Source organism: Leptospira sanjuanensis (assembly GCF_022267325.1).
GTDB classification, from domain to species: domain Bacteria; phylum Spirochaetota; class Leptospiria; order Leptospirales; family Leptospiraceae; genus Leptospira; species Leptospira sanjuanensis.
In genome coordinates, this window is sequence record NZ_JAIZBG010000001.1 from 511,409 (window position 1) to 533,154 (window position 21,746).

Sequence of the window (21,746 nt, forward strand, 5' to 3'; positions counted from 1 at the left end):
CAGTTTTTTTGCTTGCTCAATTATTTTCTCGGGAGTAATTTATGATCATGCCAACGCTAATTCGAAAATTTCCTAAACGTTTGGGTGAGCTTTTGGGTCCTGATGGGATCGTAGAGTTTGTGGGTTTTCTCAATCGTTTCATTGCAAAAAGCCAGTCGAACGCAGTTGAGTTGGCGACGGATCGTTTCGAGCGTCGTCTTTCCGAGGAAACCGGTAAACTTCGTTTGGAAATGTCCGAATTAAAATCCGAATTGCGATCGGAATTTATGGATTTGAAAACGGATTTCGCGGATCATCGTGCCGATGTTAAATCTGAAATTTCGGAAATTCACAAAGCTATTTCCATTCAAACAAAATGGATTTTGGCCGCGGTTTTGGGATCGGCTGGAATCTTTTCCATGATCGTAAAATTCTAATCAATTCGATTACGATTTAGTTTTTAAGAATGTAAGTAGTTTCTCCAAAGCTTTTCTTCGATGCGAAACGGAATTCTTGTCGGATTCCGAAACCTGCGAAAACGGTTTTCGAAACGGCGGATAAATAAAAACGGGATCATAACCGAAACCGTATATTCCAATCGTATCATATTCTTCCGCGATGGTTCCTTCGCATTTCCCTTCGAAGATTTGTTCGATCGTATCGTCCACATAGGCGATCGCGCAGGAATAATGCGCGCTGCGGTTCGTGTTTCCTTTGAGTTTTTCCAATAGAAGCAGTGCGCGGCTTTTGTCGTCCAAACCCGGTCCTCCGAATCGCGCGGAATAGACTCCGGGTTCTCCGTTTAACGCGGAAACGCAGATTCCCGAATCGTCCGCGATCGAAGGAAGTTTGGTGATTCGATGGAGTTCTCTTGCTTTGATGAGAGCGTTTTCCGCAAACGTAACGCCGGTTTCTTCTGCGTCAAAAGAAACGTTCAAATCCTTAGGTGTAAGGATTTGAACTCCCAGCTCCGTAAGAATGAAGCCGACTTCTTTTACTTTATGCGAATTGTTTGTGGCGAGGGCGAGTTGTTTCAAAAAACGATCAGCGATTCAATTTGAATTCGTCGAAAGCGTCTTCGATATTCGGGACAACCTTGAAGACCTTATCCAACATCGTGATCTCAAAAAGCTGCAGCAAATCCTCGTCGTTGACCACGATGATGATATCGCCTTCGGCGCTTTTGAATTTCTTTTTGTAAGAAACAATGATGCCTAACGCGGTGGAGCAGATATGATTCACTTCGGTGAGGTCGATGATGATCTTCGGACTCGGATCGAAATTGTGTTCACTCAGATTTCGGTCCAATTCTTCGCTGTCGGATTGAAGAATGGATCCTGCAATTTTAATGATATGAATATCGTCTTGTACGGTTATTTCCATGGCGTCCCGTTACTTCTGTGGCTGTTTGAATTTGGTTTTTCAACAAAAAAACAGGACCGGAACGGGATTTTTGACGTCTTTTTCGAGGATTCCTCAGTTTTCTATGTCGCTTGCACAAAGAATTTTCGCTTTTTCTTCCGAAGCTTCGTTTCGTTCGGGTTTCATTCCGAAAAACGGATCTTTCCAGCTTTCAATGACTTCTTCTTTCGTGCGTTCTTTGGTCGGAATTACGGCGCTCAAAAAATAAAAGAGAAGAATTTTCCCGAATTTGTGATTCGATCCTTGAATCTTTCGGATTGGTTGGAGCATCAAGAATGGGAAAAAAGATCGGATATATTACACTTGGGATTTTATTCTTATTAGTTTTGTCCTATTGGGCAGGTCAAGGCCCGAAGGTTGCGATTCCTAAGGACACGAAACCGGGCGCTGAATTCGTTTTTCCGGGAGAAGAGCAAACGACGGCGGATACGCTAGCACTTTTGATTTCTTCCCTTAAGGAAAAATATCCGCAAGGCAGCGAAGCGAAAAGGGACGCACATCCGTTCGCACACGGCTGCGTGAAAGCGAAGTTTACCGTCGCCTCCTCCGTTCCGGAGGATTTGAAATTTGGAATATTCAATTTTCCTAAAACATATTCCGCGTGGGTGCGTTTTTCGAACGGTTCCATCACGAAAAAACCCGACTTTGAAGGGGATATCCGCGGGATGGGAATCAAACTCACGGGAGTGGACGGTCCGAAACTCGCCTCTGACGAAAAACGGACGCAGGATTTTTTACTCATCAATCATCCGGTTCTTCCGGTCGGAGCGCCGGACGAATATCTCGCATTGTTCAAAGCGGCGTTCGCAAAAAAGCCGATGTCGTATTTTTTCGGAGGAATGCCTTGGAATTGGAAGCTGAGCGCCTTGAAAGAATCGATTTCGATTCGTAGAAAAAAGATTCCCGATGTTTTGGAAATTCGTTATTGGAGTACGACTCCGTATCGTCTGGGAAAGGATTCCGCCGCGGTGAAGTATTCCGCAAGACCTTGCGAAACGAAAGAATTAAAAGTTCCCGAAAATCCTGCGGAGAATTATCTGCGTCAGACGATGGTTTCTCATTTGAAGGAGAAGTCCGCTTGTTTCGAATTTATGATTCAGAAACAAGGAGATCCGATTTCTATGCCCGTCGAAGATCCTGCCGTTCACTGGAATGAAAGCGATTCTCCCTTTGTGCCCGTCGCCAAGATAGAAATTCCGGTTCAAGAATTCGCAACGGACCAACAGGATCGTTTTTGCGAGAATCTTTCCTTCAATCCTTGGCATTCTCTTGAAGAACACAAACCTTTGGGAGGAATCAACCGCGTTAGAAAACTTGCGTACGAATCGATCGCAAAATACAGACACGAGCAAAATGCGGTAAAACACGTGGAGCCTGCGGAATAAAATGAAATATCGAATCAAAACCTCGTTTTCTTTTTTTCAAAAGAACCTTCTTCTTAGAATAAGCGCGGCCGCGTTCGTTTGTTGTTTGTTCGCATTAACAAATCCATTATTCGCACAAACGCAAGGCGGCTATTACGCTTTGGTTTATTCCAAATCGGGAGTGATCGGTTCCATCGAATTCAACGGTATGACGATCGTTCCCGAATCGGGAACGGAAGACGTAAGCGGTCAAATCGATTTGAACGTTTGGATTCTCCCCGGCGTGAATCAAATCAAAGTCAAAGGAATCCGCAAAAGAAAAGAGGACGAGTTTGCGCCCAAGATAAAAGCCGTTCTCTACCTCGCGCAAAAAGGCCAATTCCCGGACGAAGGACAGAGAATCGCCGGTTTCGAATGGGAAGAAGGAGAAGGCAAACCGGCTCTTCCGATCGAACAGGAAGTTACGTTTACTCCCGCGGAAGTTCCTCCCTCCGAACTCTGGAAGATCGCCGAAGAGATTCAACTGACCGACGAGGATAAACAAAAGATCCAAAAGGTCGTCGGAGATCTGTATGAAGGTTTTCAGAAGAAGGATGAGAAAAAACTTTTTGACTTAATGGAATTTCGAACGAAAGAGTTCGCACGTGCGAGATATTATTCTCCGGAAGACGATATCAAGGATTTGAAAAAGGGAATCCGGAGTATCCTCAAAACCATCGGCGGAAAATTGGACAAACTCGAATTGAACGAACTTCAATACCGGTTGATTTCGGATAAGAAGGTCGTCGTCGTTACGTTGAAATCCGGAAAGAGTCCGATCGAAAACAAAAAGAAAGGATTCTCCGTTCCTTTGCATCTTTCCAAAGTTAAAGGAGAATGGATTCTTTCGCGTTAAGCAATGTTTGGCGGTTCGATGCTTCTGTTTCTAAATGTCGGTTTAATATCCCGAATTATAAGTCGAAGAGGAGGTTTTTTCGGTTGAATCTCTTAGATCTTGACATTCGGAAAAGAGTAGATTAGATTTTCTTTATGGACGTGAAAACACCTTTGCAGCAGATTTTCTTTTGGTTTCGGAGTTCTCTTACGGTTCGGATTATCGGAATCGGTATTTTGGCTCTTTTGCTTTTGATTCCTTCGTTTATGGTTTCGAATTTGATCCAAGAACGGGAACAAACGCGAAACGCGGCCGAGGAGGAAGTCACTTCAAAGTGGGGCGGATATCAAGTGATCGGCGGTCCGATTGTTTCCGTTCCTTTTTACGATTCGATCAAAAATGATCGCGGAGAATCGGAACGGATTCTGCGTTATGCGCACTTCCTTCCCGAAGACTTGCAGATTACGGGAACGGTAAAACCGGAAAAAAGATACAGAGGAATTTATATCGTTCCTTTGTATCAGGCCGAGTTGAAGATCAACGGAAGTTTTTCCGCTCTCGATCGACATTCGCTTCCGATTTCCAACCGGGATCTGCTCTGGTCCGACGCGTTTCTTTCTCTCGGCATCAGCGACGTGAAAGGAATCCGTGAAAAGATTTCGATTCAACTCGGGGGCGACACGAAAGAGATGGGACCAGGCACGAGAACGAACGACGTATTCGGTTCAGGGGTAAACGTAAAACATTCCTGGGATCCGAGTCGTTCCAAAACATTCTCCTTAAAACTTTCGTTTAACGGAAGTAAGGAATTGTATTTTCTGCCGATGGCAAAAGAAACGAAGGTGAACATCGATTCTCCTTGGCAAACTCCGTCGTTCGAAGGTGATTTTTTACCCGATTTTCGCGACATCACGAGTTCCGGTTTTAAAGCGAACTGGAAAGTGTTGGAATTGAATCGGAATTATCCTCAGGATTTTATCGGGGACTCGGAATCCGGTCAAGTCAACGGTTATCGTTTCGGAGTTCGCTTCCTTTTACCGGTCGACGAATATCACAAGACGATCCGTTCCTCCAAATACAGCGAACTCTTTCTTCTTTTGACTTTTATCACGTATTTTTTTATCGAAGTGTATAAAAAGGTCAGGCTTCACTTCATCCAATATTTGCTTTTGGGATTTGCGGTATTGTTGTTCTATATTATGCTTTTATCATTGACGGAACACATTCCGTTCAACGTTTCCTACTGGATCGCAAGTTCTTTGATTCTCGCGTTGGTGACTTTATATTCCCGCGCTTTTTTCAAGGGAGAATCTGTCTTTCTTGTGGCGGGAGGAACGGTCTTTGCGTTTTATCTATTCTTCTTCGCCTTGCTTCAGCTTGAAGACTTCGCGTTGCTTGTGGGAACGTTCGGCTTGTTTATCCTTCTCGCGATCGCGATGTATTTTACGCGGAGAATTCAGGAGCTGGAATCGGACAAGGATTCTCAATCGTAGATTTTTAATCCGTCCGATCGGGTTCCTTTTTCGGAAAATGAATTGTAGAATGATTCAGATCGTTCACTCTGACCCACCATGAACGATCTGAATCGGAAACAATTTATCAAATCCTTCTTTTATTTGGTTTTAAGCGGATTTGCTTTGGACCTTCTTTCTAAAGATAAGAAGGAAAAATCGAAAGTATCGGTTGCGAAAGAATATTCCGATTTCAAAAATACGCATCTCGATTCTAATTTTAAAAGCGTATATCTCGATGCTAAGTTGAGAAACGAATTCTTCCTCTTTCTTCAAAACGTCTATCATCTTTATCCCGAATCCGACTTTCACAATCTCATATTCGAACTTTCTCGATCGAAACAAAACGACAGGGAAATTTACGAAGCGATCCTGAAGGAAATTCCTCAGATTAAACCTTTTGCGGGAATCGTCACCTACGCTCTCCCCGCTCTTAAAAAACAAAAGTTAGAAATCTCGAAAGAGGTCGTCGATTTATTGGGTGAAGGAAATAAATTCAACGGTTATCTGGAAATCGGAACTACCGGAAGATACGTTTCCAATCTTAAAAAGAAGATTCAGATCGACGGCGACATATTCGTGTTAAACGATCTCGAACCGAAATACAGTCCGGAAGATTTGGTCGAGCGCGGTCAGATCGCAAAGGCGGGGAAATTCGTTTCTCTCGGAGATTATGATCCGATTCCCGAAGCGGCAATTGCGCCGGAAAGTTTGGATTTGGTCACGAACTTCATCGGCTTTCACCATTCTCCCGCAAAACGGCTCGACGGTTTTATCCAATCGATCGCAAAGATTTTGAAACCCGGAGGAAAACTCGTTCTTCGCGATCACGATGTGAACTCGAAAGAGATGCGTTCCATCGTCGCGCTGGCCCACGATGTGTATAACGCAGGCCTGGAAATTTCTTGGGAAGAAACTTCGCGTCAGATACGGAACTTTACTTCCGTTTCCGAGATCGAACAGCGAGTCGGTGAGTTCGGTTTAAAACCCTTGGGTAAATATATTCTTCAAAAAGGCGATCCCACTAAAAATACTCTGATGGCATTCGTAAAATCCGCATGAAAAAACTCATTCTTCTTCTTTTTGTTTTTGTAAATTCCGTTTTCGCCGATCCGACGATCGTAAACGACGTCACGCAGATCAATCCGATTCCGGTTTCAAGAGTCGCCGCACCGAAAACGTTAGACGAAATACGAGACTTGGTAAAGAATCATAACGGCCCGATTTCGATCGGAGGCGGAAGGTTTTCCATGGGCGGCCAAATCGCTACGGAGAACGCGTTGTTCATCGATACGAGGGAGTTCGATAAAATTCTTTCGTTCGATGCGAAGACAAAGCTGATAACGGTGGAACCCGGAATTACCTGGAGAAAACTTCAGGAATTCATCGATCCTTTCGGTCTTTCCGTTCAGATCAAACAAACGTATTCCAACTTTACGATCGGAGGTTCTCTCAGCGTAAACGCACACGGTAGATATATCGGTTACGGTCCGATGATTCTTTCGGTTCGATCCATCAAAGTCGTGTTAGCCGATGGAAAACTCGTAAACGCGAGTCCTAAGGAAAATCCGGAAATCTTTTTTGCCGCGGTCGGAGGCTACGGCGGGATCGGGGTCATCGCGGAAGTTACGCTTGCGTTGACGGAAAACAAAAAGGTAAAACGATTCGTGAAAAAACTTCCGATCACGGAATACAAAAAATTCTTTTTTGAAACCGTTCGTAATAACGCGAAAGCGCAGTTTCACAACGGAGATATCTATCCTCCCGCCTACGAAAACGTAAACGCGGTCACTTGGGAAGAAACGGAAGAACCCGTGACGGTGGAAGACAAGATCGTTCCCGTAAAGGAAAGTTATTGGCTTGAAAATCTCATCTACTTCTGGTTAACCGAACTTCCTTACGGAAAAGAATTGCGGGAGTCCGTTTTGGATCCGCTTTATTACCGCAAGGATCGAGTCGTCTGGAGAAATTACGAAGCCAGTTACGACGTCCAGGAATTGGAACCTCCGACTCGAAGAATCAGCACGTATGTTTTACAGGAATACTTCGTTCCCGTCGAGAAGTTCGACGAATTTTATCCGTTGATGCGTTCGATCCTGCAAAAGCACAACGCGAACGTGATGAACATTTCGATCCGTCATGCAAAAGCGGATTCTGGTTCTTATTTGGCTTGGGGAAGAACGGAGGTTTTTTCCTTCGTGATTTATTATAAACAACGAGTCTACGAAAGCGCCAAAAAAGAAGTCGGAGTTTGGACGAGGGAATTGATCGATGCGGTAACGAGCGTGGGCGGCGCTTATTATCTTCCTTATCAGCTTCATGCGACGGTTTCGCAGTTTCACAAGGCGTATCCGAATGCCGACCGCTTTTTCGCATTAAAAAGAAAACTGGATCCGAGTTACAAGTTCAGAAACAAACTCTGGGACAAATATTATTTTCATAAGGAAGAAGACAAAAAAATCCGGCTCGAATTGGATTCACTCAAGAATTATTCGCGCAACGAGGACCAGACCTTTTTGACGCTTCCGGAATGGTATATCGTTTTTAGTTCGGACGAATATGCGAATTTTCTAAAACATTCTCCTCCGAGTGCGTTTCCGTATTGGGGAAGTGTCGCCCAGTTTTGGAGGATTTACGGAAGGGTGATCGTAAAAACTTGGAATTCTTACGAATTCAATTGGGGTTATCATCTGATGATCAACGTGATCGGAATCAGTTATTCGGGAGAATTGATCCTGAAGTCCCTGTATGAGAACACGATCGGAAGAATCACGGAACGGATCGCTGGAACTTCGGGGCTCACACCGGACACGAATGTCGAATCGTACATGCAAAAAGTCGCAAGAGAATATACCGATTTCGTTCGACTTCGTCCTTGGTATGAATATCCGTTTTATTCCAAGTTCAAGGAATTTTGGACGATCCGCGACGGAGAGGGGACGAGCGTTATTCGCAGATGGGAACGGAGACTGTTTTTTTCGGCGGAACTTCTTGCTAAAGCGACATACGGAAAATTGATCGCGATGGGAACGGAATCCGTTTACGAACCGGAAACGTTCGAAGTTACCGCTTGGGTCAAGGAAAACGGCCGTAGCGCGATCCGTACAATCCCGAGATACGAGGCTTTTACGCGGACCGTGCCGCAGCTCGTAAAGAAAAACGTTTCCTTCGTGGAAATCGCGGGGAACCAACAAATTCTTTTGACCCTGATCGTTCCCATCGATGCGAATCTACGTGATAAAGAAACGATTCTCTACGAATGGAAGATTTTGACCGAGCCGAATTTAAAGCGAACTGCGGTGATCGTTCCGATTTCAAGACTTCATGAAATTCTAATAAAGACGGAATCCAACGGATATAAGCTCGACCATATTTTCGACTATTGAGTTTTATCGATGCGTTTTAGAAAACATGGGTAACCGCACTTTATGGATCGGTAATCGCGAAGTCTTTGCCCGCGAATCGACGCGCACGCTCCGCAGGTTTTTTGATTCTCTCGCTCTATAGGGATCGCACGGCATATTTACCATATTTTGTATGGGATCGTTTAAATCCGTCTTGCTGATTTTGCTTGAATTGAAATCCTTCGAAACATGAGATATATACTTCAGTTCTTATGTTTTCTTGTTTTCGTTTCCTGCGCAGTTACTTCGCGCCCGTCAACGATGGTAACCAAGGGAAAACCGGTTTCGGTAAATAATTTCGTTCCAACTCCGAAAGGTCCGATCGTATTTCAAAAAATAACCGCCGCCGATTGGGTCGTGGACCGCGGAGGTCTGATCAATCTGAAAGATCCGAAGGCGAAAGCGGCCGGATTAAAATCCGAGGAGGAACCGATCCAGATTTATTTTTACGTTATCGATCATCCTAAGTTCGGCAGATATGTGATCGATACAGGTCTTTCTCAAGTTTTTAGAAAGGATCCGAAAGAATGGCCCGTTTCCTGGATCGTAGCTTCGGTGATGAACACGTCCGCTCTGAAAGTAAAACTTACCGTCGACGAATGGCTCAAGAAAGAATCGAAAAAAGTGGAAGGAATTTTCCTAACGCATTTACACCTCGATCACATCATGGGGACGAGCGATTTCTCCTCCGATGTTCCTATCTACGTTGGGCCGAAGGAGGCCACGGCTAAGAAGTTCATCAATTCTCTGGTGCAAGGGAGCACAGACGGTTTGTTAGGCGAGAAGGTTTCTTTTTCGGAATTGGACTTTGCGGAAGCGGCAAAGTCCAATTCTTCCTATCCCGCGATCGACTTTTTCGGAGATCAATCCCTCATTATCATTCATGTCGAAGGTCATACGAAAGGGAGTCTTGCGTTTCTGGTCCAGAGTTCTTCCGGATCTCATCTTATTCTCGGGGATTCCTGCCATACGAGTTGGGGTTGGGAGAACGGCGTAAGTCCGGGCGATTTTACGGAGGATCAGGAAAAGAATCAGTCGAGCCTGAATTTTCTAAAGGAGTTCGCCTCCAAAATTTCCGGCATCCGCGTTCATCCGGGACATCAGAGTTTACCCGAAAAGTAAATTTTAGAAATTTAGAATATACGAAATCATTTTTACGGAGAATACAAATGAAAGAAATTGACCGTTCCAAACCGGTTTTAGTAACCGGAGGCGCCGGTTATATCGCGTCCTGGGTAATTCGTTATTTGCTCGAAGACGGAATTTCCGTGCGCGCCACCGTTCGGAATAAATCGGATTCCGCGAAGTTATCGCATCTTCTGAAACTTGCGGAACGTTTTCCGGGTAAGCTGGAGTTTTACGAAGCGGATCTTTTGAAGGAAGGATCCTTTTTGAACGCGATGACGGACAAGGGAGGAGTTGAATTGATCATTCACACCGCTTCTCCGTTTTTTATAGACGGGGTCAAAAACCCGCAGAAGGAGCTCGTTGAACCGGCAGTATTAGGAACTAAGAATATTCTAGAATCTGCAAATGCAAGTCCTTCCGTGAAACGAATCGTTCTGACATCCAGCGTCGCAGCCGTGATGGGGGATAATATCGACGCCGCGTCCCTTCCCAATCGAAGACTTTCGGAAGAACACTGGAATACGACGAGCGACCTCGGTCACCAACCGTATCCGTATTCCAAAACGCTTGCGGAAAAAGAGGCGTGGAAGATCGCAGATGCACAATCTCGATGGGATCTGATCACGATCAATCCTTCGTTCGTGATGGGACCTTCCGTTTCGGACAGAGCGGACGGAACAAGCGTAAACTTTATGCTTTCTATGATTAACGGTAAATTTGCGCCGGGCGTTCCCGATATGACGATCGGATTTGTTGATGTTCGCGACGTGGCTCGCGCTCATATCCTAGCGGGATTCACTCCTTCCGCAAAAGGTCGTCATATCGTTTCGAATACGACCTTGAAGTTTTTGGACGTCGCAAAAATAATCCGCGAAAAATACGGAAACCGATTCCCGACTCCGAAAAGCTCCCTGCCTAAGTTTGTGACGTATTTGATCGGTCCGTTTTTCGGGTTATCCTGGACGTATATATCGCGTAACGTGGGAATTCCTTTCGAGCTCGATCATTCGTATAGCAAAAAAGATTTAGGTCTGACGTATCGTCCGATTTCGGAAACGTTCGTGGAACATATCGAGCAGATCGTTTCCTCTAAGATGCTTTCAAAAAAGGGCGCTTAAAAATTCCAAAGAAGAAAATCCGTTTTGTGTTGAAGGTGAAATCCAAAACGGAATTAGGAACGATCGATTATCCGTTCTTTGTTTCTTCGAATTGCGATTTTCGAACGGATTAAATATAAGAACCTCTTCCAAAACTGGCACAGGTTCTTGCAGTTTGTCCTATTATCAAAGTATAATTATGTTTTGGACGCACCTTAAGAAAATTAGAATATTAGCAAGCGTCCCCACCCGACAAAAACATCGTTTGCAGTTGATTGTTCTTGATTCTTGCAAACTCGTTTATGTATCCGTCGTAGCCGTTGTGATGAAGAATCAAAATCGGAGTTCCGTTTTCATCCAGATCGAGAGCGTCGTTTAGATGATATTGACCTCCGTAAACCGCTTGATCCTTGCTCAAAACATCGAATTTTTCGAAGATCCTCTTTCCGACTTCCCCGTTGTTTAGCTCGTAGATCGCCGCGTAATAGGCTTTTTCTTCCGGTTCGACCCGAAGTGCGTAACGAATATAAATATATTCTTTTTCCGGCGATTTGATCGAATAGAAGTCTCCCCGTTTTACGAACTTCAGCTCCGCGACTTTCGGATATTTTTTCTTGAAGATTGCCGCCGCGGAGGAATCGAGTAATGCGCCGATTTTTTCAGAGGGCTCGTAACGATCTGATCGAACCTTATCGCCTATGTTGGAACCGAACATCGCATAAACGGAATTCTGATACGTATTCAGTTTTTTGAATGCAGCTAAGTTTCCGCGAACCACTCGGATTTCCTGGCAACCGGTGGTTTCTTTTTTTTCCGGCGAGAATTCTCCCGCTATGCTTGCACGTTCGTATGCGTTCGCCTTTTCTTTTTCCTGTATCGCTTTCTTTTCCAAATAATACGCCTCGGCGGAGAAGTCGCTTGCGGAAATCCACTGATTTTTAATGCGAATCGCTAACGATCGAAACCAAGATCCTTCCGCGCTTGTATAAACCGAACCGAAGAGTTTTGCATCGGAAAGTTCTTCCGGCGATTTTTTACTTAAAAATTCGGACGCAGCATATCCTTTTGCTCCGGACTTTGTAGAGATCTCCTGCCATTCCTCATATTGGGAATCTTCTTTGACGAAAACGATTTCTCCCTTTTCGAGTTGAAACAACACTTTTCCGTCTTTCGGTTTTTCTCTTACGTTCAATTTTCCTTCCGAAGTCAGAACATATCTCTGCAATTTTTTATCCTGAGCATGGTTGGATTCGGCAAGAACTGTGATCCACACAATCGATGCGATCGCGAAAAGTTTCGTTAAAGATTGAATGGAGATTTTTTTCATGAGCTACTTCTTCGGTTTGGGATTGGTGAGAGGGTAGGCTTTCTTTTGCTGATCGTTTTCCCATTCACCGATAAAAATGATGTTTCCGGTTTCCTCTTTCTTTCAATAAAAATTCAAAAGTTATATTTTGCGTATTTTATGGAAATATCCTATCTTAGTTTGGGAAATAAAAAAGCCCGATTGAAACGGGCTTTCCATAGAAATTAAGAATCAAAGCGATCCATTGAATGGAACGGTTCCGGCGCCTGAATTTGTAGTGTTAACTAGGATGGTGTAAGATCCGGCTTTGTTAAATCGAATTTGAACATTCGTTGTAATCGTCGACGAGCCGCTTAAATACGTATAATCCGTGCCTGTCATGGCCGTTGTGCTCACCGAAGTTAACGGATAAATTCCCTTATCAAGGAGAATAGAAAGGGTTCCCGAGCTTGCCGTAATCGTTTTTGACGGCAGTCAAGTTATTTCAAAATCTAATGTGATTACAGAAAAGAAGAACGAGTAAATCACAAACGAATCTATCGACTCTACTTGGAATTGGGATTAAAATACCGAATTAAACGAAAACGGAAGAAATTATCGTTACTCACGATTCCAAAGATTGTTTCCAAGAATCCGGGAGAAAGGCGGTCTATGGATTTCATGTCGGATACATTGTATTCAGGTAGAAAATTCGGAATTCTGAATATTATTGATGATTGTGGACGATTGGCGATCGCTGCGAGGAGTGAATTTTTGATAACTGCCGGGGAGCTAATCGGAATTTTAAACGAGGCATCGGAAAGTTACTCCTTACTAAAGCAGATTTTCGTAGATAATGTTCCTGAGTTTACTTCAAAAACTTTTTTGAAATGGGCTTCTGATCAAAGAATTGATATTCACTTTACTACTCCCGAAAAACTCACCGAAGACGCTTTCATTGAAAGTTTTAACGGTAAGATGCGAAACGAATGTTTAAACGAAAATTGGTTTAAAAATATTGAAGAGGCCAGTTCTTTGTCGAAAAGTGAAGAAACTTCTACAATTCGGAAAGGCCGCTAGCTTACTTGGGATTGGCTCCCGTGGAATATTTAAGATGAACTGCTTAAGAGGATTTTTAACACTTTGTACTGGCTCTAAAAATGGGGGTATGTCAGATGAAATAGCAAGAGAATGGAAAGGCAATGAGAGTGGCAATTATACCTTTGATAAGCAGCCCAACAAAACAAGTTCCTGCACAGATATGTTAGCGCACTCATATTTATCTTGCTATCTTCCATATGTTCAAACGGTTAAGTAAGAAGGAAAGTATGTTGAAGCGTATCTTTAAATTATTTTTCATAACGATTTTCTTTATAACAATGTTTCTCCCTAATGGCTGCAATAAAGTTCAGTCAAAACAATTCTCTAGGCCAGTTGGAGATCACGACAGGTATCTAAAAGAAGATGAAAATGGATTTTCTTCGGAAGATTGGAAGTTAGGTGAATTCATTGAGTTGTATGGGAAAGTTAGAAAACAGATTAAGCTTGGAATGAAAATGACAGATGTTGAGCGACTCTTTAATAATTTTCCATCGATGAGAAAATATACATATCGAAGGATGCATGTAAAGAATGTAATTTGTGACGACAAGAAGAGGGAATTTTTTTATGATCGTATTGTAATTTACCAAGACAATTCTGGGACCACCATTGATCGCAATAAAAATATAGTAAGAGAATCGTTAAGAGAAGTATTTACACTCAGCACATATTATAAGGATGAACACTTAGTGCACTATAGTGCTGTACATCAATATTTGGACTCTAATGATCCGATTTCCGGTCCTCAAACGAATTACTGTTATCTTGATATGAAAAGAGAGAGGAGTCTGGATTTTGGTAGCGATTCGATTATGCGATATCATATTGAAAACATTGAAACTTATAATGATCGCCCTTCAAATATGAGGGCCTGGTCGTTTATACAACAATTCTTAGGTGATGTGGAAACCAAAATGTATAAGGATGCGGTTTTGGGACAATGTAGAATCTCATTTGATTATGTAGAGGATGTTCCGAAAATCTCTTGTGCGAATAGTAAATATAACCGATATCTTAGTGATTTAGCAGCATTTGAATTAGAAAAAGAAGGGCTTTGGCGATTCTTACCCATGGAGACCGACAGTCATTTTTATCTTGAAAGAATATCTGATTCTGAGATTAGAATTAGCATAAGTAAAATGCCGTAACACCGTGATTACACAAAATATATAACGAGTAATTGTATGTAAATCACTACACACAGTTTATCTGCATAATAATTTTTTCGGTCAATCCTTGGTCTCCATTTTTTGAATCGTATAAAAATAAAAGGCCCGGAGTTTCCTCCGAGCCTTTCGAGTATCTTCATAAAACTAAACTTCTTAGTTCAACTGAAAAGCAGCCCCTGTCGCATTGTTAGAAGTTACAATGATCGTGTAAGTTCCAGCGACGTTAAATCTGATTTGTGAGGTGCTCGTTACATTTGAAGTACCGGAAACGAACGAGTAATCAGTTCCGGATACAGCCAGCGTAGAAGTTGTAGAGAGAGGACAGGCACCTTTGTAGACAACGAATGAAAGAGATCCAGTCGTAACGTTGATCGTACCTAAGCTATTTACCGGTGCAGATGCAATTTGGATCGCTCCTAAGCCGATCGTACCGCTTGTAGTCAAGCTGATTGTCTGAGCTCCACCATTCTGAGTTGCGGAAATAGAAGCGATCGGAAGTGTAATTCCGGACGCAGTGTAAGTGCAAGTATTCGCACCACTCAATGCAAGAAGAAGAGCAAGGTTGGTTGTATCGTCATCCTTTTCGTCTTTTTTGCACGCAGAAAGAAGGCTGATCAGAACGAGACAGACTCCAATTTTTTTAACTAATTTCATTTTGAAAATCTCCAAGAATTTTGAAATATTACATCGATTTGGCGAAGGTTGGTCAAGTTTTTTTAGTTTTGTGTCCGTACCTTTTTTGAAATAAGGAAATACGGATCGATTCAATTTAAAACGGAACAGAATTTGAACCGGAAGGACAGATTCTAATTTAAACGCAAATATAAGAAATAAATTTCATTTAAAAATTCTGATCGCTGTTTTCGAGTATTTTTAATTAAAAAAAATGAATTTTGTGACCGTGAAAGAAATGAAAAGGATATAAATGGATCCTGAAAGTTGGGCTAAGTTGAAATTACCGAAACTCCGCCTGTTTTCATAAAGGACAAAAATCACATTAAGAAAACAGAATGCTTGCGCAGGTTCCCTTGTGTTTTTCGCTCTTAAGAAGTAATTCCGTTCCGGCCAATTTTGCAAAATCTCTGCAAAGTTTAATTCCGAGACCCGCGCCGTTTTCATTGAGAGTTCCGGGACAAGTATAAGATTCTTTCGAGAAAACGCGTTCCAATTCTTCCGAAGTCATTCCGATCCCTTCGTCTTCGATACAGATGAGTCGATTTTGATCGGAGGTTTTTTCGGCTTTCAGATAAATCTTTCCTCCGGGTTTGGAGAATTTGAGCGCGTTGACGAATAAGTTCCGAACGATCACTTTGAAGATATCTTTGTCGCTGAAGAGAGTGATCTCTTGGTCGAACCGCATCTCGACTTGAATGCATTTCAGTTGAATGTAGTCGTTGTAAAGCGCCGAAAGTTCTTCCAAAATCGGAAGCGGCGAGAACGAAGTCTTATTGACTACGATGCTTCTCGAGTTCGCCTTCACCCAGTTCAGAGTATTGTCGATGAGATCGATCGTGAGATAGGTTTGAATATTCAATTTCGAAAGATATGGATACAATTCCGAAGCGGAAATCCCTTCGTTTTTGAAAAGAGAAATCAGAGATATGATCTGAATCAAAGGGGTTCGCAGATCATGTGCAAGAATGGACAGGAGCTGCGTCTTTGTGGAGTTGTTGTGACTCAGTTCGAGATTCAAGGTTTCGAGATCGTGTATGTCTTGGAACGCGACCGCATTGAGTTCTCCGAACTCCGTGCTTCGAACGTTAAACCAGCGTTCTCCGTTGTTCTTGGTTCGGATTTTTGCCTTCATCGAGGCGCCCGGTTTTCCGTTTTTTCTTCCGAAATCGACTTCGGACCACCATTCCTTCTCGATTTGTTTTCGGTAGATGTCGTCCGGATAAGCCTGTTGAAACCAATCTTGGAGCGTGGGTATTTCCTGGATTTTATAACCGAACTGTTCGCGGAAACTTTTGTTGAGGTAAAGCGTTTGGAATTGATCCCCTTTGATATGGGAAAGAAGTACCGGACATGGTACGAATTCCACAAAACGTATTTTATCCCCGATGTGATCTAAGGCTTCCTGAATCAATTCCATTTTATTCGGTTCCGCATCGGATTCGAAATATGCTTCGAATCTTTCTAATATAAAGAATGCCTAATAGTATACTCCGCGAGTGTGATTCTCAAATAAAAAAATAATTTACAGCTGAAAAACGGAATTTTGTTTGTGTCAAAATTCTGTCGTAAATATTCGAAATCCATAATTTACCTTTCGATTTGAAGCATTTTGAATCTTCGGCAATCCGAGTATAAGCTCGCATTTTTCCGGGTTTTTTATCGAACGCATTCGAAAAATATAATATATTGAATCGCTCTTGGATCGATGTTTCTTTTTTCCGATTTTCCCTCCCAAAAAGAATTCTTTGTAAGCGGAATATAAGTGGGTTTTGGAGCGATTCGGTTAACATGCTCCTCAGTGAAAATTTCCCGTTCGGGAAAAGCAAAATACACAAAAGGTGAAACTTATGAAGAGAATTCTATCGATTCTCGCCATTTCTCTCGTTTTGGGAGCGATGGGGAATCTTTACGCAAGCCGCGGAGCGGTGGTGGAAAATCCGATCGACGTTTTTGAAAGATCCTTCGAAAACAAGGTTCTTTCCATTCAGAGAAAAACCCAAGTCAACGCGAACCTTCCGGTTCATCGGGCTCTTTTTTACGGAACCCATAACTCTTATAACAGCAAATCGTATGCGGGACCGTTCTTCTCATACGCGTTTCCGAACCAAAAATATTCGATCGGCGAGCAACTTCGGTTAGGCGCACGTTTTATCGAATTGGATATTCATTGGACCTTGGGTCTGCACGCGCGCAAAGAACTTCTTCTTTGTCACGGACAAGACAGTCACGTCGGCTGCAATGTTTTCGATCGTCCTTTTTACAAAGGTCTGGAAGAAGTTCGTGCTTGGGTTTCCAATCCGGCGAACCGTAACGAAGTTCTTCTTCTTTATATCGAAGATAAATTCGACGGTCATTCTTCCGAAGCTCTTCAAACTTTGAGGGATTATCTCGATCCTTGGTTGTATCGTTATTCGGGAAGTTGTTCGGACGTTCCTTCCCCCGAAAGTATGCCAAAACTCGGCGATATGGTTTCTTCCAACCGAAGAATTCTTCTGATGAGCAACGGCTGCTACGACTCTCAGTGGAGCGTTTACTTCAAAAGAATCTTTTTCGGTTCCGCGACCGGAAGTCCGAAAGATTTCCGCGGTTATCCGGACTGCAACTATTCGAGAGCGACTTACAATTCTACGATGGTGCGTTTCTTTAACGATACTACGAATTACTTCGGTTTTTACGACGGAGTGAAAGAAAGCGGTTCATTCACAAACGCTAATATTGCTTCCATGCTTTCCTGCGAAGTGAACGTTTTCGGCATCGATCAGTTCGATCCCGATTTTGCGAAACAAGCGATCTGGTCTTGGAACGCTTCCGAACCGAACAACTGGGCAGGCAACGAAAACTGCGCCGTTATGTGGAGCAACGGAAGATGGAACGATCTCAACTGTTCCGCTTGGAACCGTTTCTCTTGCAAGGATTCTTCCGGTAACTGGTATGTGACCGCAGGAGGCGGTTCTTGGTCTTCCGGTAATTCCCAGTGTTCCGCGGAAACCGCAGGTCGTTTTAAATTCTCCGCTCCTGCAACTCCGTACGAAAACAAAAAACTTCTGGAAGTGAAAAACGCGGCGGGTGCGGGCGATCTTTGGATGAACCTTACGGATCAAGGCTCCGAAGGAAACTGGACTCCGGGCAACTAACGTTTTCAACTCACTCTTTTAAAGAATCTTCGAGGGACGGATGCGGATCCGTCCCTTTTTTTGTTCTAAATATTTGAAACGAGGGAACAAAAATAGATGGAAATTTCTTATTTTTGTGACAGTCTTATGACCTAAATTTCAGGATATTAAGCGAAACCGCTCTCATTCAATCAAGATGGCCCCCGAAACGATCGAAACCAAGGAGGAAACCCTCCGTCGCTTTAATAAGGAACTGATGTCCTTGGCGAAAAATCCGGTCATCGACAGCGGCGATTTGAATGCGGCGTTGCACGTTCTTACGGAATCGATTGCAAGAGCTTTGCATTGCGAACGCTGCAGCATTTGGTTCTATAAGGAACTGAAGGTTTCCATTCAGTGTTTGGATCTTTTTATTCTTTCGGAGAATTCCCACAACTCCGGAATGGAACTCTTTCAACAAGATTTTCCTAAATATTTCGAAGTGCTGCAACACCAAAGATTGATCATCGCGGACGACGCGGTGAACGACGAAAGCACTAAGGAATTCGCGCAGAATTATCTCATTCCTCTCAATATCGTTTCCATGCTCGACGCTCCGATTCTGATGGACGGAAAACTTCTCGGGATCATTTGCAACGAACAAGTCGGCAAACCCCGCGCCTGGACTTTGGAAGAACAAACCTTTGTCGGCTCGCTCGCCGATATGATTCCCCGCATCTTTCAAGCCGTGGAAAGAAAGAAGGCTCAAGACGAATTAAAAAAAGCGAATGAACGTCTCGAACATACGGTCAAAGCGAGAACGAGAATCATCCTGAGTCAAAAGGAAGAATTGGAACATCAGATCAAGATGGCCAAAAAAATCCAAGGCGCGCTTCTTCCTTCCGTTTTACCCAAATCCAAATATCTCGATCTGCAATTTCTTTACACTCCGATGATGGATATAGGCGGGGACTTCGTGGATTTTATCTACGACGAGGAGAACGACGTTCTCGGATTTTTCATCTGCGACGTTTCCGGTCACGGCGTTTCGGCGGCGCTTCTCGCTTCGATGGTCAAGATGTCCTATCCGAATTGGAGATCGTTCATTCAAGATCCTGAATATGGAATCGCGCAAATCTACGAATCCCTTTGCGGAAAATTCGCCGGTCATTTTATCACAGCCGTTCTCGGCTCGCTGAACGTCAAAACCGGAGAAGGTAAAATGACGAACGCGGGACATTGTCCTCCGGTCCTTCTTCAAAAAGGGAAGAAACCTCGCGTATTCAACCGGACCGGAGCGTTGTTGACCGATTTGATTCCGTTAAAGCTCGAAACGATTTCGTTTCATCTTGACGCGGGAGACAGACTTGTTCTTTATACAGACGGAATCATAGAAGCTTTTAACGAGGATCGGGAAATGTTCTCCGAAGAAAGACTTCTTGCGGTTTTGGATTCTCATGAAAACGAAACCTTGGACGGTCTTTGTCAGAATGTTTTTTCCGAAGTGAATCGTTTTATGGGAGTCGCACACGAGGGTTTTACGGACGACTTGACGATTCTTGCGCTTGAAAGAAGAATTCCTTAGGAGATTTCCGCTCTTATGAAAGTTGCCCCGACTTATTCCATTCTGTTGGCGGAGGACGATGAAAGCAACGCCGAACTTTTAATCCGTCATCTAGAACGATACAACTTCGATGTGGATCACGTCGTGGACGGAATCGCCGCCGAAATCAAACTCAGAAAGACGCGTTATGACCTCATTTTAACGGACAATAGAATGCCGAAGATGAGCGGTTTGAGTCTTTTGGAAAGAATTCCGGAAACGAACCGTATGACTCCGATCATCTTTCTTACGGTGAGCAACGAAAAAGAAACGATCATTCAGGCGGCGCATAATAAAAAACTCGTGGCCTATCTTTTGAAGCCGATCGATACGCAGGTGTTGATCGATAAGATTTGTCAAGCTCTGGGAATCAAAAGCGATTCTCTGGTGGATAAGAAAGAATTTCCGTTCGAGATTCTTCCGTTCACGAATACGGATCAAGGCATCGGAGTAGGAATCCAACTTAAGGGATGTCCGTACGGAAAGAGCATCGAAAAACTCGTTCAAGAAGTTTCCTTTTTCTTAAAGGAGCTTCCGACGTTGAGAAGCATTTTGATCAAGGTCAATCCGGAATTCTTTTATTCGAAAAACGCAGGACAACTTCTTTCCGGCCTCAGAGACCGTCTTGCCATCAAATACGAAATCCAAAAAGAAGACATCGTCGTACAAACGGAACATTGAAAAAAAATGGAACCTGCCTTTCTGCTCTTGGTCAGAGCTTTAGAAAATGGGAGGAATCCAATGAAAGGATTTTTAAAAGTTTCCGGTCTGATTCTTGTAGCCGCGGCTTTGTTTGCGGGAGGATGTAGATATTACAAGTCTCCTGAAAAAAGAGCGGAATTCGTCGTTAAGAAGATCACTTCGGAATTGGATCTGAACGATTCTCAAAAAGAGAAATTGTATAAGATCAAAGACGAAATTCTGTCTAAAAGAAAAGAACTGAAACTTCAAGGACCTCGAATTCCCGCGGAGGCTCTCGCTGAGTTTCGTCAGCCGACTTTGGACGAAAAAAAAATCAACAAGTCCTTCGAACTTGAGATGAACAAAATGACGGAGATGAGAACCTTTATGACAAAGAAAGCGATCGAGTTTCATGCGGTCTTAACTCCGGAACAAAGAAACAAACTGGTGGATTTGATTACAGAGTTTCAACAGAAACATCGTCATCATGATGACTGAATCCGAATTTACGGAAATCGTTAGTTCCACTCGGGACATTGTCCTCTCTGCGATTGAAAAGAACCTCGCAGAGAGGTTTTCTTATGCCATCGACGACGTGGCTCAGGAAACCTATTTTCGCGCGTACAAAGCCCTTAAAAAAGATCAGTTTCGCAAAGAATCAAAACTGAGTACTTGGTTGTACGCGATCGCCAGAAACGAATCCCTGAGAATGAACGATAAATTAAGAAGGGAAGAAGAGCGGACCGAGAAGCTGGCCAAATCCAAAAAAGAAGAAGACTTCCTCACCGCTCACCCTAACGTGAACGGAAATTCGGGATATTCGGAACAGAATTCGCAGGAAGTCATCGGAATGCTTCAATCCCTGATGGCTAAAATTCCCGATAAGTACAGAAGGGTTCTCGAGTTTTATCTTGCGGGTTATTCAGAAAAACAGATCGCAGAAACGATGGGCGTAAAACCCGGAACCGTAAAATCGAGAGCCGCCAGAGGAAAAGAAATGATGAAACGGGTCGGAGTTAAGGAGAAATTTTATGAAGAATAACGACGCTTCTCCGATGAAAGGAGAAATCCTGAAAAGAAAAAAAGATCAGGATTGGGTGAAGAATATTTCCTCGAACGTGATTCGCAGGGATAAACGGGAAACGAGAAACAAACGCATGGTAGGCGCTTCTCTCGTTCTGTTTTTGGGACTGAGCGCATATGCTGGTTTCTGGTTTCAGGATTCCGATCTGGATCCGAGAGATCAGGATCTTTTGAGCATCGGAGTTTTTGAAGAATTGGAAAACGCGCTCGATAAATAAGAATCAACTTTAAAAGGATAATGGCGTTCGAATCGGAAAATACGCATTCCGTTTTTTGAA

General features: G+C 43.3%; 21 protein-coding genes and 1 pseudogene. 16 read left to right on the forward strand and 6 right to left on the reverse strand.

The features are described 5' to 3' along the window. Window positions 1-47 precede the first annotated feature (47 nt). Complete coding sequence (locus tag LFX25_RS02420; RefSeq protein ID WP_238731476.1) at window positions 48-416, forward strand: LA_3696 family protein; 369 nt, start codon at window positions 48-50, stop codon at window positions 414-416. A gap of 9 nt (window positions 417-425) precedes the next feature. Here LFX25_RS02420 and rdgB read toward each other — a convergent pair whose 3' ends face one another. From rdgB to LFX25_RS02435, 3 genes are all read right to left on the reverse strand, one after another. Continuing rightward, window positions 426-1,016, reverse strand: a complete 591-nt coding sequence (rdgB, locus tag LFX25_RS02425) for an RdgB/HAM1 family non-canonical purine NTP pyrophosphatase (protein WP_238728710.1) — start codon at window positions 1,014-1,016, stop codon at window positions 426-428. Between the two features lie 7 nt (window positions 1,017-1,023). Continuing rightward, on the reverse strand, window positions 1,024-1,362 hold the full coding sequence (locus LFX25_RS02430) for an STAS domain-containing protein (RefSeq protein ID WP_010572667.1): 339 nt from the start codon (window positions 1,360-1,362) through the stop codon (window positions 1,024-1,026). Between the two features lie 93 nt (window positions 1,363-1,455). Then, window positions 1,456-1,674, reverse strand: a complete 219-nt coding sequence (locus tag LFX25_RS02435; RefSeq protein WP_238728711.1) for a hypothetical protein — start codon at window positions 1,672-1,674, stop codon at window positions 1,456-1,458. A gap of 2 nt (window positions 1,675-1,676) precedes the next feature. Here LFX25_RS02435 and LFX25_RS02440 point away from each other — a divergent pair, with 2 nt between their 5' ends. From LFX25_RS02440 to LFX25_RS02470, 7 genes are all read left to right on the forward strand, one after another. Then, window positions 1,677-2,786, forward strand: coding sequence for a catalase family protein (locus LFX25_RS02440; protein ID WP_238728712.1), 1,110 nt, complete (start codon window positions 1,677-1,679; stop codon window positions 2,784-2,786). A 1-nt stretch (window position 2,787) separates the two neighbouring features. Beyond that, entirely contained in the window at window positions 2,788-3,660 is an 873-nt protein-coding gene (locus LFX25_RS02445) for a hypothetical protein (protein ID WP_319936818.1), read from the forward strand. 134 nt (window positions 3,661-3,794) lie between these two features. After that, window positions 3,795-5,132: a cell envelope integrity protein CreD gene (gene creD / locus LFX25_RS02450; protein ID WP_238728713.1), complete on the forward strand. Its 1,338-nt coding sequence runs from the start codon at window positions 3,795-3,797 to the stop codon at window positions 5,130-5,132. Window positions 5,133-5,210: 78 nt separating this feature from the next. Further along, window positions 5,211-6,212, forward strand: a complete 1,002-nt coding sequence (locus LFX25_RS02455; protein ID WP_238728714.1) for a class I SAM-dependent methyltransferase — start codon at window positions 5,211-5,213, stop codon at window positions 6,210-6,212. Beyond that, the gene (locus LFX25_RS02460) at window positions 6,209-8,536 is read left to right on the forward strand and encodes an FAD-binding oxidoreductase (protein WP_238728715.1); all 2,328 of its coding nucleotides are present in this window, start codon (window positions 6,209-6,211) and stop codon (window positions 8,534-8,536) included. The genes LFX25_RS02455 and LFX25_RS02460 overlap by 4 nt, the downstream gene beginning before the upstream one ends. A gap of 207 nt (window positions 8,537-8,743) precedes the next feature. After that, window positions 8,744-9,676 carry an MBL fold metallo-hydrolase gene (locus LFX25_RS02465; protein WP_238728716.1) on the forward strand — a complete coding sequence of 311 codons (933 nt, stop codon included), beginning with the start codon at window positions 8,744-8,746 and terminating at the stop codon, window positions 9,674-9,676. Between the two features lie 47 nt (window positions 9,677-9,723). Beyond that, window positions 9,724-10,800 (forward strand): SDR family oxidoreductase, encoded by a 1,077-nt coding sequence (locus LFX25_RS02470; protein WP_238728717.1) that lies wholly within the window; start codon window positions 9,724-9,726, stop codon window positions 10,798-10,800. A gap of 211 nt (window positions 10,801-11,011) precedes the next feature. Here LFX25_RS02470 and LFX25_RS02475 read toward each other — a convergent pair whose 3' ends face one another. Continuing rightward, on the reverse strand, window positions 11,012-12,106 hold the full coding sequence (locus tag LFX25_RS02475; protein ID WP_238728718.1) for an SH3 domain-containing protein: 1,095 nt from the start codon (window positions 12,104-12,106) through the stop codon (window positions 11,012-11,014). A gap of 483 nt (window positions 12,107-12,589) precedes the next feature. On the opposite strand from LFX25_RS02475, the pseudogene LFX25_RS02480 reads away from it, so the two are divergent. Together LFX25_RS02480 and LFX25_RS02485 are read left to right on the forward strand one after the other, a co-directional pair. Further along, window positions 12,590-13,182 (forward strand): annotated as a pseudogene (locus tag LFX25_RS02480) (transposase); the annotation flags it as partial. Between the two features lie 210 nt (window positions 13,183-13,392). Then, entirely contained in the window at window positions 13,393-14,313 is a 921-nt protein-coding gene (locus LFX25_RS02485) for a hypothetical protein (RefSeq protein ID WP_238728720.1), read from the forward strand. 174 nt (window positions 14,314-14,487) lie between these two features. Here the strand turns inward: LFX25_RS02485 and LFX25_RS02490 are convergent, their stop codons facing one another. Then, on the reverse strand, window positions 14,488-14,988 hold the full coding sequence (locus LFX25_RS02490) for a hypothetical protein (RefSeq protein ID WP_238728721.1): 501 nt from the start codon (window positions 14,986-14,988) through the stop codon (window positions 14,488-14,490). A gap of 343 nt (window positions 14,989-15,331) precedes the next feature. After that, on the reverse strand, window positions 15,332-16,426 hold the full coding sequence (locus LFX25_RS02495; RefSeq protein ID WP_238728722.1) for a PAS domain-containing sensor histidine kinase: 1,095 nt from the start codon (window positions 16,424-16,426) through the stop codon (window positions 15,332-15,334). 430 nt (window positions 16,427-16,856) lie between these two features. Here LFX25_RS02495 and LFX25_RS02500 point away from each other — a divergent pair, with 430 nt between their 5' ends. The 6 genes from LFX25_RS02500 (at window position 16,857) to LFX25_RS02525 (ending at window position 21,686) form a co-directional block, all read left to right on the forward strand. Then, complete coding sequence (locus tag LFX25_RS02500) at window positions 16,857-18,143, forward strand: lectin-like protein (protein ID WP_238728723.1); 1,287 nt, start codon at window positions 16,857-16,859, stop codon at window positions 18,141-18,143. A gap of 235 nt (window positions 18,144-18,378) precedes the next feature. Further along, entirely contained in the window at window positions 18,379-19,686 is a 1,308-nt protein-coding gene (locus tag LFX25_RS02505) for a GAF domain-containing SpoIIE family protein phosphatase (RefSeq protein WP_238728724.1), read from the forward strand. Between the two features lie 15 nt (window positions 19,687-19,701). Continuing rightward, window positions 19,702-20,385, forward strand: a complete 684-nt coding sequence (locus LFX25_RS02510) for a response regulator (RefSeq protein ID WP_238728725.1) — start codon at window positions 19,702-19,704, stop codon at window positions 20,383-20,385. A gap of 21 nt (window positions 20,386-20,406) precedes the next feature. Beyond that, the gene (locus LFX25_RS02515) at window positions 20,407-20,883 is read left to right on the forward strand and encodes a Spy/CpxP family protein refolding chaperone (RefSeq protein ID WP_238731478.1); all 477 of its coding nucleotides are present in this window, start codon (window positions 20,407-20,409) and stop codon (window positions 20,881-20,883) included. Then, the gene (locus LFX25_RS02520) at window positions 20,873-21,427 is read left to right on the forward strand and encodes an RNA polymerase sigma factor (protein ID WP_238728726.1); all 555 of its coding nucleotides are present in this window, start codon (window positions 20,873-20,875) and stop codon (window positions 21,425-21,427) included. The genes LFX25_RS02515 and LFX25_RS02520 overlap by 11 nt, the downstream gene beginning before the upstream one ends. Then, window positions 21,417-21,686, forward strand: a complete 270-nt coding sequence (locus LFX25_RS02525; protein WP_238728727.1) for a hypothetical protein — start codon at window positions 21,417-21,419, stop codon at window positions 21,684-21,686. The genes LFX25_RS02520 and LFX25_RS02525 overlap by 11 nt, the downstream gene beginning before the upstream one ends. Window positions 21,687-21,746: the final 60 nt, after the last annotated feature.